The 10,618-nt window shown below is 70.7% G+C and carries 11 protein-coding genes and 3 pseudogenes; 9 read left to right on the top strand and 5 right to left on the bottom strand.

Annotated elements, in window-relative coordinates; all coding sequences use genetic code 11:
* From GEV07_23945 to GEV07_23935, 3 genes are all read right to left on the bottom strand, one after another.
* The coding region (locus GEV07_23945; GenBank protein MQA05636.1) for an alpha/beta hydrolase at nt 1-126 on the bottom strand (126 nt) is incomplete at its 3' end.
* A gap of 280 nt (nt 127-406) precedes the next feature.
* Nucleotides 407-1,372 (bottom strand): hypothetical protein, encoded by a 966-nt coding sequence (locus tag GEV07_23940; GenBank protein ID MQA05635.1) that lies wholly within the window; start codon nt 1,370-1,372, stop codon nt 407-409.
* Complete coding sequence (locus GEV07_23935) at nt 1,369-2,562, bottom strand: PLP-dependent transferase (protein ID MQA05634.1); 1,194 nt, start codon at nt 2,560-2,562, stop codon at nt 1,369-1,371. Before GEV07_23935 ends, GEV07_23940 begins: the two co-directional genes overlap by 4 nt.
* Nucleotides 2,563-2,626: 64 nt before the next feature.
* Here GEV07_23935 and GEV07_23930 point away from each other — a divergent pair, with 64 nt between their 5' ends.
* Both GEV07_23930 and GEV07_23925 read left to right on the top strand, forming a co-directional pair.
* Nucleotides 2,627-3,217, top strand: coding sequence for a helix-turn-helix domain-containing protein (locus GEV07_23930; GenBank protein ID MQA05633.1), 591 nt, complete (start codon nt 2,627-2,629; stop codon nt 3,215-3,217).
* Nucleotides 3,214-4,032 (top strand): hypothetical protein, encoded by an 819-nt coding sequence (locus GEV07_23925; GenBank protein MQA05632.1) that lies wholly within the window; start codon nt 3,214-3,216, stop codon nt 4,030-4,032. Before GEV07_23930 ends, GEV07_23925 begins: the two co-directional genes overlap by 4 nt.
* Before the next feature lie 217 nt (nt 4,033-4,249).
* Here GEV07_23925 and GEV07_23920 read toward each other — a convergent pair.
* Nucleotides 4,250-4,776 (bottom strand): annotated as a pseudogene (locus GEV07_23920) (NUDIX domain-containing protein).
* 246 nt (nt 4,777-5,022) lie between these two features.
* Between GEV07_23920 and GEV07_23915 the strand changes: the two are divergent.
* Nucleotides 5,023-5,292: pseudogene (locus GEV07_23915) on the top strand (DNA repair protein RadA).
* Nucleotides 5,286-5,515, top strand: a pseudogene (locus tag GEV07_23910) (site-specific integrase). The pseudogenes GEV07_23915 and GEV07_23910 overlap by 7 nt, the downstream one beginning before the upstream one ends.
* A gap of 429 nt (nt 5,516-5,944) precedes the next feature.
* Here GEV07_23910 and GEV07_23905 read toward each other — a convergent pair.
* Nucleotides 5,945-6,535, bottom strand: coding sequence for a 5-formyltetrahydrofolate cyclo-ligase (locus GEV07_23905; GenBank protein ID MQA05631.1), 591 nt, complete (start codon nt 6,533-6,535; stop codon nt 5,945-5,947).
* Between the two features lie 71 nt (nt 6,536-6,606).
* Here GEV07_23905 and GEV07_23900 point away from each other — a divergent pair, with 71 nt between their 5' ends.
* The 5 genes from GEV07_23900 to GEV07_23880 all read left to right on the top strand — a co-directional run bounded on the left by GEV07_23900 (nt 6,607) and on the right by GEV07_23880 (nt 10,430).
* A complete protein-coding gene (locus tag GEV07_23900; protein ID MQA05630.1) occupies nt 6,607-6,873 on the top strand; it encodes a hypothetical protein in 267 nt (88 codons plus the stop codon).
* A 48-nt stretch (nt 6,874-6,921) separates the two neighbouring features.
* The gene (locus GEV07_23895) at nt 6,922-7,818 is read left to right on the top strand and encodes an NTP transferase domain-containing protein (protein ID MQA05629.1); all 897 of its coding nucleotides are present in this window, start codon (nt 6,922-6,924) and stop codon (nt 7,816-7,818) included.
* 30 nt (nt 7,819-7,848) lie between these two features.
* Nucleotides 7,849-9,084 (top strand): molybdopterin molybdenumtransferase MoeA, encoded by a 1,236-nt coding sequence (locus tag GEV07_23890; GenBank protein MQA05628.1) that lies wholly within the window; start codon nt 7,849-7,851, stop codon nt 9,082-9,084.
* A gap of 117 nt (nt 9,085-9,201) precedes the next feature.
* Nucleotides 9,202-9,690: a cyclic pyranopterin monophosphate synthase MoaC gene (gene moaC, locus GEV07_23885; protein MQA05627.1), complete on the top strand. Its 489-nt coding sequence runs from the start codon at nt 9,202-9,204 to the stop codon at nt 9,688-9,690.
* Nucleotides 9,691-9,815: 125 nt separating this feature from the next.
* A complete protein-coding gene (locus GEV07_23880; protein MQA05626.1) occupies nt 9,816-10,430 on the top strand; it encodes a GNAT family N-acetyltransferase in 615 nt (204 codons plus the stop codon).
* Nucleotides 10,431-10,618: the final 188 nt, after the last annotated feature.

Raw genomic sequence — 10,618 nt, 5'->3', positions numbered from 1 at the left:
CCGCTCACACACCGAGTCGGGCCACGACAACATCGTGGGTCCGCCGGCCAGTAGCACGAGTGGATCGTCATCGCGGCCGAAGGTCTCGACGCCGAGTTCGACGCCGTTCGCCCGCACGGAGGTCATCGTGCTCATTGTTGTTCCTTCCCATCGGCTCGGCTCCACTACTCCTCCTGACCCCAGATCCACCCGAAACTCATCGGCATAGTCTGCGAGCCGCGTACGCATGCGGATCCCTTTGCGGACGCGCGATCCCGGGCGTCGGGACGGGCAGCACGCCTGGGACAGCCTGGTGCTCGCTGTTCGGGATGCCGGTGATCCTGCGTGCCACAGATCGCGTCCGGATCGGGGGCTGGCACGTCCCCGGGAGCGAGCAAGGTGCTGACACCGCACCTGGCCTGCATTCTTAGGCACTTCTGCGACGGTTCGTCCCTGGGCGTCTCATCGCGATGGAGCAACGCCTTGAACAGGTCAGGCGGGCTGGATTGATGCTCCCAGTCTCTCCGTCGGTGAGGATGTCGACGCGCAGGCCGCCTTTGTGGATGAGTGGCCGTAGCAGGCCGGGTCCGCTGAGCCGGTCCAGGTGGGCGCAGGGCTCGCATAGCCGGCGGCCTTCGCAGAGCACGTCGCCGATGTAGAAGGTACGGCCGACCAGGGCGTTGATGTCGATGCCGCGGGTGAGGAGGTTGCGCCGGGTGGTGGTGAAGTCGACGGTGTGGCCGGCTGCGGTGAGTTCGTCGAGGACTTCCGCGGCCATGAGGGTCAGGTCGTAGCCGGGTCGGCGGTCGGCGCGGGGGCTGAAGGTGCCGGCGCCGGCGGCGTACCGGTCGCCGTCGAGGCCGCGGCTGGCGCGGGCCTGGGTGACCTCGAGCAACCGCATGTCGGCTTCGGCGGCGGGTGCGATGGCGAGTCCTTCGACGGTGCCGTGCAGATCCGGCGTGGCCGGTGTCGGACGGAGCACCGGGTCGAGGGAGGCGACGGCGTAGGCGGCGGTGATGGGCAGGTCCGCGGTGGCACGGCCGAGGAGCGTGGGGTTCTGAGGGCTGAGTACGATGCCGGGCGGCGTGCCAAAGGCCAACGCGGCGACCTCGGTCGCGTTTTGCGGCAATGTGCCGCTCGGGCCGCTGTCCGGGGTCTGCACGACGGCTATCCACCAGCCGGCCCACTGGAATCGGGTGGGGTCGGCGATGGGTACCAGGCCGGAGCCGCGTTCGGCGAGCCAGGTACGCCAGGCGCCGAGGGCCCCGGCGAGGTCGCCGGCGGGCAGGGGCAGCTCGGTCACCGGCACCTCGGTGACCGAGGCCAGGCAGGCGGCGAAACCGCGGGTCAGCGCGCTGGCCGACGGCGCGGTCGGCAGTTCGGTGTCGATCACGGCGACCTCCTGGCGTCCATGTCCTGACGGCTGGCGGGGTGTGCGGTGGCATGCAGGGCGGTGGCGAGGTCGGCCCACAGGTCCTCGACGTGTTCGCAGCCGACGCTGAGGCGGAGCAGGCCGGCTGGGACGTGGTCCTGGCCGGGGAGTTCCGCCCGCCGCTCGATGGTGGACTCCACCCCACCGACGCTGGTGGCGCGCGCGATGACCTGGACGTGTGCGCAGACTGCGTCAGCGGTGTCGGCGTCGCGGACTTCGAACCTCAGCACCGCCCCGAACCCGCGCATCTGCCGGGCGGCGCGTGCGTGGTGCGGATGGTCGGGCAGGCCTGGGTAGCGCACCCGGCCGACCGCCGGATGCGCCGCCAGACGGCGGGCGAGCTCCCCGGCGGAGTCCTGGGCTTGGCGCAGCCGCAGCGCGAGGGTCCGCGCGCCGCGCAGCGCCAGGAAGCACTCGAGTGCGCCGGGAGTGGCGCCGGCGACCTCGCGGCGGCGGAGGAGACGCGCACGGTCCGCCGGGCGGCGGCACACCACCGCGCCGAGGAGCAGGTCGGAGTGGCCGCCGATGAACTTGGTCGCGCTGTGCACGACGAAGTCCGCACCGAGCCGCAGCGGAGCCTGCAGCAGCGGCGTGGCGAAGGTGTTGTCGACGGCGACGAGCGCGCCAGCCGCGCCCGCCGCTGCGGCAACCTCGGCGACGTCCACGACCTCCAACAGCGGGTTGCTGGGGGTTTCCAGCCACACCAGGTCCGCGTCGCGGACCGCGGCGGCAAGCTCGTCGTCGCGCGCCATGTCCACGGTGCGCACCGTCCAGCGCCCGCCGGCCGCCGCGCCGTCCTCGAGCAAGGTACGAAGGCCGGTGTAGCTGTCCCGGGGCGCGATCACCCGGGCTGAGACCGGCAACAGCTCGAGCACCGCGGCGATCGCGGCCATCCCCGAGGCGAAACACACCGCCGGACCGCCCTCCAGGTCGGCGATCAGCTGCTCGAATGCCTCCCAGCGGGGCGTGCCATCGTCGCGGGCGTACTCCCGCCCTGCCGCCCCGCCCTGGGCGGCCCGGAAGTTCGACGCGGGGACGATCGGGACGTTGAGCGGCTGCCCGGGTTGCTGACTGCCGCGGCCGAGGACCGCTAGTCGGGTCTCCACACGCAGTCCCGCGTCCGGCGTGCCGCCGTCGTGCTGCACAGGCATCACCTCCCGTCTCTCGATGCAGTATAGTGCACTCCGGGGAGCAGTGTGGAGAGAGGCGACGGGGATGGTGCAAGCGGTGCTGGTCAACGAGCTGATCGGTGAGCGCGTCCGGCAGCACCGGACCGCCCGCGGCTGGACCCTCGACGAGCTGACCGAACGCTCCGGGGTCAGCCGCCGGATGTTGATCAGCATCGAACACGGCGAGGGCAACCCGAGCATCGCCACCCTGCTGCGGATCAGCGATGCACTCGGCGTCGGGCTGCCGGTGCTGGTCGACGTCGAGCGCCCCCGCGCGTTGACCATCACCACGGCGGGGCAGGCGCCGGTGCTGTGGCGCGGCCCGCGCGGCGGGCAGGCGCTACTGGTCGCGGGCACCGAGCCACCCGACGTCGTCGAGCTGTGGGACTGGACGTTGCACCCCGGCGAAGAGCACCACAGCGAGGCGCACAGCGTCGGCACCCGCGAGCTGCTACTCGTCCTGGACGGCCGGGTCAACCTCCGCGTCGAGGACCGCACCGATCGGCTCGAGGCCGGCGATTCCGCGACATTCGCCGGCGACGTCGCCCACGGCTACGCCACGCCAGCCGACGCGGCCACGCTTGCCCGGTTCGCCCTCACCGTGTTCCAGCCGAACGTCCGCGAAGGCCGCAAATGACCAGCCATCCCAAGAGCACAGGCGCGCCGGCGACCTCGACGAGGCCGTCGACCGACCTGCGCGAGTGGTTGGCTGCCGCTACGGTCGATGCAGCGGTGTTTGACCTCCGGCCGGACTACCGGGCGGTGCTGCTGACGGCCGAGGGCCTCCGCGGCGGCCCCAGCGACGCGTTGAGCGAGCGCATCCTCACCGACGCTGAAGCTACCGCGCATCGGCTGCTGGCCGGGCAGCCGCCTGACCAGCTAGCGCAGCTGACCGCCTGGCGGGAGACCTACAGGGCTTTCGGCGCCAAGCCGCAGCGCACCCGTCCCAGTGTCGAAGCTCTCCTGCGCCGCCTCGACCCGGCTGGGCTGCCGCGCATCGACCGGATCACCGACGTCTACAACGCCATCTCCATCGCCCACTTGCTGCCGATCGGCGGGGAGGACCGCTCCGCCTACGTCGGGCCGCCGCAGCTGGTCCGCGCCGCGGGCGGCGAGCGCTTCGACACCACCGCGGGCGGCGAACCCGTCGTCGAGCACCCGGAGGCCGGCGAGGTCGTCTGGCGCGATGACGCCGGCGTCACCTGCCGCCGCTGGAACTGGCGGCAGGGCACCCGCACCCGGATCACAACCGACACCAGCAGCGCCGTCTTCATCCTCGACGCCCTCGACCCGCTCACAGATGACGCGGCCCACGCCGCGGCCGACGCCCTCGCCGACGCCCTACTCGCCCTCAGCCCGGACACCACCCTCCACCGGCGACTCCTGGCCCACCCGACCGCACCGACGGAAGCCTGCCGTACTGATCCACCCCTGGGACGGGGCTGTCCGTAGGCGAACCCCAACCGAACACCCGCCGCGAGGCTCAGCCAGGCGGCAGCGCCGTGACCAGCGGAGTCTCACATGCCCCGTACGAATTGATTCTCAGTGAGAGCGGAGGGAGGCTATCCGGACGGCGTTCGTGCCACTGATCGCCGCAGCGCTCGTCCGCATGGAGACGCCGACCGAAACGCGCGTCGGTGTTGTGGAGACCGCGGCCGTAGCCGTGTACCTACCTTGCTTGTCGGATTGCGAGGACGGCGACTAGCGTCGAACCAGCGACGATCTGGTGCTTGTCGATGAGCCGGCGGAGATCGTCGAGGGGAACCCACTCGATGCGGGTCGACTCGAAGGAGTCCTTTGGCGGACCGGTGTGCGTTGCCCGACGGCCTTGTAGAGATGATGCGTGGAGTCGAGGATTCCGCCGGAAGGGTGTGTGAGGACCATCGGCTGAAGGTTCGCCGGCTTCCAGCCGGTCTCTTCCTCGACCTCACGTGCTGCCGCGTCGGCGGGTGATTCGCCTTCGTCTACAGCGCCGATTGGGATCTCGTAACCCCATGCGTCGGTGATGAAGCGGTGGCGCCAGAGGAGGAGCACGTTCTCCTGAGCGTCATCGAGAACTGCAGCACCCGCGGACGGGCCCATGCGGATGAAGCGATGGTCGAGGTGTCGACCGTTGGGTAGTTCGACATCTGCGGTCTGGACGTCGAGCCACTGGTCGGTGTACAGGGACTTCTCGGAGTGGACCTTCCACTGCATGACGGTTGGCGCTCCTTCGTGCTGTCGGCGATGTCCATGACTCGGTGCCGGAACTCCTGTAGCTCTGCTATGCCGTCGTATCGCTTGGCGTCGGTGGCGGTCTCGCGGAAGCGGTCGATGATTCGTGCCGACCGGACTTGGCCGGCCAGTGTGATGGCGCGATTCGCGATGGTTGCCGCTTGCTCGGGTTCGTCGAGCAGTGCCGGCGGCGACGGCGATGCCGGCGCCGAGGCTAAGCCACGACTTGCCGAGATGCGCGGCGCGCCACCACCGGGCATATCCGCCTACGCCGCCGTCGGCCGCGCCAAACGCCTCGCCGACGACTTCGGGGTCGCGTTCGTCCTCGTCCACCACGTCCGCAAAGCCGCCGCCGACGACTTCCTTTCCGAGGTATCCGGCACCAACGGCATGGCCGGCGCCGCCGACACCGTCCTCGTCCTCAAACGCTCCCGCGGCACCGCCGACGGCGTCCTACACACCACCGGTCGCGACATCGATGAAACCGAACGCGCGGTGGCGTGATCGGCTCGACTACGTACACACGTGCTTGGCAGGAAGCGCGGCACCTGGCGCTGACGCCCCAGCAGCTAGCAAGTCCGCTCGCCGGGACGCCGTACGACCTGCGCCACGCTGCACTGTCAACGTGGCTCAACGGAGGCGTCGACCCTACGGATGTGGCTGACCGGGCAGGGAACAGTGTCGAGGTGCTCCTGAAGCGCTATGCAAGTGCCTCGACGGGCACCGGGCGCGCAACAACCGGCTCATCGAACGCGCCCTGGGCATCGAGGGTGCAGGCGGTGCCGAACAGCTCGAAGTGCCGCGGCCTGGTCGGCCAGCGTCGGAGGGCGAAGAGTCGGAATCTGGCCCGTGACTGGCCCGTGAACGACGGCATTTGGTGGCATCGGGTGAGTATCCGTGAGACACAGGTGCTCACCGAGCGATCGCGTTTATGCAGGGCCGACGTGCACTGCTCCGGCGCGGGTGTGTTGCGTGCTGGGTTGGCGGACCGCAACTAGCTGACTTGGTCGTACCGCAGGGCTCGCCGCGGCGGGTGTGTTGCCTTGCGGGTTGGCGGACGGTAACCAGCTGACCTAGCCGACGTGCACTGCTCCGGCGCGGGTGTGTTGCGTTGCGGGCTAGCGCATTGCAACCAACCGACCCAGCGGACCTAGTCGAACCGCACGACGCCGGCTGGGGTGGCGGCTAGCTGTACCTTTTTGTCGTGCGGTTCCGTGGGCAGCTCGTCGAGTACCTCGTCCGGGTAGAGCAGGGCGCAGGTGACGACCGAGTCGGGCAGCATCGCCAGTACCCGGTCGTAGCAACCGCCGCCGCGGCCGAGCCGTACGCCCGTCGCGTCCACCGCCGTCGCGGGCAGCAATACGACGTTGGCGGCCTTGATCGCGGCTGTACCCAATCTGCTGGTCACTGGTTCCAGCAGGCCGAACCTGGCTTCGGCGAGGTCGTCCGGTCCGGTGTACTCGGCCCAGTCGAGCGTCATGTCTGGGTTGGTGATCGGCACGAGGACCGTCTTGCCGGCCTCTTTCAGTGCGTCGAGCAGCGCCAGCGTGCCTGGCTCCTCGTCGACGCCGACGTAGCAGCCGACGGTGTCGGCGTCCTGCACCTCGGGGACGTCGAGCACGACGGTCGCCAGCTGCTCGGCGAAGGCTTCGAGCTGCGCCTGGGCGTACGACCGGCGGCGCTCGGTCAGCTCGGTTCTGGTGCGCTCCTTCTGGGCGGCACGGGTCTCGGCAGACGGCATGCGCCCAGTGTGGCAAGAACGCCCGCACTGCGGGGTTACCCGGTGCCCACCGGCGAGCTAGAATCGAACATATGTTCGATTGGCACGACGGAGGACCGCCCGGCGGAGCGCAGTGGCCGCGCGACAGTCCGACCGGCTCGTGCCGCTTCCCCGGCTGTCGTCGTCCCGCGCGCACGGTGGTCGCGCCGGCGGGGCCGCCGCTGTGCCGTCGGCACCGGTTGCTGCTGAGCTTCGGCGGCTGGCGGGTGGTGCGGGCGCCCGACGGCTCGTACGCCTGGACGAGCCCGGACGGGGTGCGTTACCACCGGCGACCGTCCGGTGGCGAGTCCGAGGATTGAGCCCGTGGTCGGTCGGGCGTCGCACGCCCGGTTGATAGCGTGCGCGCCATGGCGCAGCAGCGGGTGATCAAGGCGGTCGTGCCGGCCGCCGGTCTCGGCACCAGGTTCCTCCCGGCGGTGAAAGCGACGCCGAAGGAGATGCTCCCGGTCGTGGACAAGCCGGCGATCCAGTACGTGATCGAGGAGGCCAGCGCCGCCGGCCTCACCGACGTGCTCATGGTGACCGGCAGGAACAAGCGTCCGCTCGAGGATCACTTCGACCGCAACGACGAGCTCGAGCGGGTACTCGAGGCGAAGGGCGACCACGAGCGGCTGGCGGCGATCCGGGCGTCGAATGACCTCGCCACCATGCACTACGTACGGCAGGGCGACCCGCGTGGGCTCGGGCACGCGGTGCTGTGTGCCGCCGAGCACGTCGGCGCGGAACCGTTCGCCGTGTTGCTCGGCGACGACCTGATCGACCCCCGCGACACGTTGCTCGCGCGGATGCTCGAAGTACGCGCCCGGTACGGCGGCAGTGTGGTCGCGCTCCTCGAGGTGCCCGCAGAACAGATCTCGCTGTACGGCTGCGCGGCGGTCGACGCGACCGACGACGCGGACGTCGTACGGGTCACCGACCTGGTCGAGAAGCCGGCCGTCGAGGCGGCGCCGAGCCGGTTGGCGATCATCGGCAGGTACCTGCTCGACGCCGCGGTGTTCGAGGTGCTGCGGAACACGCCGCCCGGCCGCGGCGGCGAGATCCAGCTGACCGACGCGCTCAAGGTGCTCGCCGGGCGCACCGCCGACGGCGGTCCGGTGCACGGCGTGCTGTTCCGCGGCCGGCGGTACGACATCGGTGACAAGCTGGAGTACCTCACCGCAACCGTGCGGCTCGCCTGCGAGCGGGAGGACATCGGCCCGGCCTTCACGAAGTGGCTGCGTGAATACGTCCGCACTACGGGTTAATGTTCCTGGAGGGCGTAAAGGGGAGCATTTGTGAAGTCCGTTGATCAGCACGTAGCCGACATCCTGGCTACGGTGAAGCCGCTGCAGCCGATCGACCTGCAGCTGATGGAGGCGCGAGGCTGCCTCATCGCGCGCGACGTCTCGTCGCCGGTGTCGCTGCCGGCGTTCGATAACGCCGCGATGGACGGTTACGCCGTGCGGGCCGGCGACCTGCTCGACGCCAGCGAGGACTCGCCCGTGACGCTGCCGGTCGTCGGCGACATCGCCGCCGGCAGCCAGGAGGTCATCACCGTCCGGCCCGGGATGTGCGCGCGGATCATGACCGGTGCGCCGGTGCCTCCGGGCGCGGATGGGGTCGTCCCGGTGGAGTTGACCGACGCCGGGCTGGCGAAGGTCGCCATCGGTCAGCAACCCAACGTCGGCCAGCACATCAGGCGCGCGGGCGAGGACATCAGCGCCGGTGACGCCGTGCTGTACCAGAACGAGCCGGTGACGGCGTCGCGGCTCGGGCTGCTCGCCGCGATGGGCATGGAACGGGTGCGGGTGCACCCGCGGCCGCGGGTCGTGGTGATCTCCACCGGCAGCGAGCTCGTCGAGCCGGGGCAGCACGTGGGCACCGGGCAGATCGTCGACTCGAACAGCTACCAGCTGACGGCGTGTGCGATCGAGACCGGGTGCGTCGCGTTCCGGGTGGGCATCGTGCCGGACGAGCCGCGCACGCTCCTCGCGACGCTGGAGGACCAGCTGATCCGCGCCGACGCGGTGATCACCAGCGGTGGCGTCAGCAAGGGTGCGTACGACGTGGTGAAGGAGGTGCTCGGCCGGCTCGGCACCGTCCAGTTCGAGGAAGTTGCGATGCAGCCGGGCAAGCCGCAGGGCTTCGGCACCATCGGCCCGGACGAGACGCCGATCTTCGCGCTGCCGGGCAACCCGGTGAGCGCCTTCGTGTCGTTCCAGGTGTTCGTCCGGCCTGCGCTCACCCAGATGCTCGGCATCGGCGCGAGGCACATGCGCACCGTACGGGCGACGCTGGACGGCGGGGTGCATTCGCCGAAGGGCAAGCGGCAGTTCGCCCGCGGTGTGGTGGCGCGCCGCGGCAGCATCTCGCACGTGGTCAGCCCGGTCGCCGGACACGGTTCGCACCTGCTCGGCGGGCTAGCGCGCGCGAACTGCTTCATCGTGCTGCCCGAGGACGTGACCGAGGTGCCGGTAGGCGGCTCGGTCGACTGCCTGATCTTCGACGAGCACGGCCTCGGCGAGGTGTGACGCCGCCGGTAGGCTGGCAGGCGCCATGACTGTGCACCCCGTCGACCTCCCACGCGCCACGATCCGGCGCGTGCCGGGCGGCGTGCTCGCTGCTATGCGAACGCGGGAGGTCTCCTCGTGACCGACTCGGCGGGCGATCGCCTCACCCACATCGACGACGCGGGCAACGCGCGGATGGTGGACGTGTCCGCGAAGGACGTCAGCGCCCGCTCCGCCCGCGCCACCGGTTTCGTCCGTACCTCGGCGCAGGTCGTGGAGCTGCTGCGGGCGGGCGAGCTGCCGAAGGGCGACGCGCTCGCGGTGGCGCGTATCGCCGGCATCCAGGGCGCCAAGCGCACACCCGACCTGGTGCCGCTGTGCCATCCGATCGCGCTGCACGGCGTGGACGTGGAGCTGACCGTCGCCGACGAGGGTGTGGCGATCGAGGTGACGACGCGTACGGCGGACCGTACGGGCGTGGAGATGGAGGCGCTGACCGCGGTCGCCGCGGCCGGGTTGGCGGTCATTGACATGGTCAAGGCGGTGGACCCGGCGGCGAGCCTCACAGACGTACGGGTGGAGGAGAAGCTCGGCGGCAAGACCGGCCGGTGGCACCGGGGGACGTGAGCCGGTGTCCGGTCCGGTTGGCCGCGGGAACCCGGAGGCATATTCTGGCTGCCCTGGCCGGCGTGGTGACGGTCGGTGGTGACGTCGCGTCGGCGGCAGGCGGATAGAGACGAAGCGACATGGACATGCGGGAGTGGCTGGTCGAGCTGACCGAGGGGCCGGTCGGTCTGCGTCCGTTGCGTGTCCGCGATGCGCGTACCTGGCGGGACGTGCGGCTGCGCAACGACCACTGGCTGGCGCCGTGGGAGGCGACGCTGCCGGCCGGTGCGGCGCTGGAGGCCAGCAGGCACGGGTACACGGCGCTCGCCCGGGCGCTGCTGCGGGAGGCGAAGCACGGCTACTCGCTGCCGTGGGTGGTGACGTACGACGGTGAGTTCGCCGGCCAGCTGACCATCGGCTCGATCGCATGGGGCTCCGCCTGCGCGGGCCAGGCGGGGTACTGGATCGACCAACGGTTCGCCGGCCGCGGCGTGACCCCGACCGCGCTAGCCCTGGCCGTAGACCACTGCTTCGGCGTCGTCGGCCTACACCGCATCGAGGCGAACATCCGCCCGGAGAACGAACGCAGCCGACGAGTGGTGGAGAAGCTAGGCTTCAGGGAAGAGGGCCTCCGGCGCAGATTCCTGCACATCAACGGCCAATGGTGCGACCACCTCTGCTACGCCCTAACCGTAGAAGACGCCCCGAACGGGGTCCTGTCCCGCTGGCGCGCCACCAAACGCGAGCTCCCACACGCCTGAACCCTCCCGTGCCCCCGGCGCATGAGTGGCTCGCGGCTTGCGTGGCACGGCTGCGGGCGTCTGATGCACGCCACCGCTCGTTCCTGAGGCTTCGCCTCACGCCGACTGCGTCGTGCCTGCCGCCTCGTGGCTGACGGCTCTGCTGGTTCGAGCCTGCCGGGCGTGCTTCGGCGGGCCGGTCGCGTGTC

It is taken from the genome of Streptosporangiales bacterium (genome assembly GCA_009379825.1).
Taxonomy (GTDB): domain Bacteria; phylum Actinomycetota; class Actinomycetes; order Streptosporangiales; family WHST01; genus WHST01.
This window is presented reverse-complemented; position numbering and strand designations above follow the sequence as displayed.

Excerpts from the sequence above, each read along its gene's own strand:
- GEV07_23935 (MQA05634.1), bottom strand. The coding sequence starts at position 2,562 with ATGCCTGTGCAGCACGACGGCGGCACGCCGGACGCGGGACTGCGTGTG.
- GEV07_23905 (MQA05631.1), bottom strand. The coding sequence starts at position 6,535 with ATGCCGTCTGCCGAGACCCGTGCCGCCCAGAAGGAGCGCACCAGAACC.
- GEV07_23880 (MQA05626.1), top strand. The coding sequence starts at position 9,816 with ATGCGGGAGTGGCTGGTCGAGCTGACCGAGGGGCCGGTCGGTCTGCGT.
- GEV07_23900 (MQA05630.1), top strand. The coding sequence starts at position 6,607 with ATGTTCGATTGGCACGACGGAGGACCGCCCGGCGGAGCGCAGTGGCCG.
- GEV07_23895 (MQA05629.1), top strand. The coding sequence starts at position 6,922 with ATGGCGCAGCAGCGGGTGATCAAGGCGGTCGTGCCGGCCGCCGGTCTC.
- GEV07_23925 (MQA05632.1), top strand. The coding sequence starts at position 3,214 with ATGACCAGCCATCCCAAGAGCACAGGCGCGCCGGCGACCTCGACGAGG.
- GEV07_23930 (MQA05633.1), top strand. The coding sequence starts at position 2,627 with ATGGTGCAAGCGGTGCTGGTCAACGAGCTGATCGGTGAGCGCGTCCGG.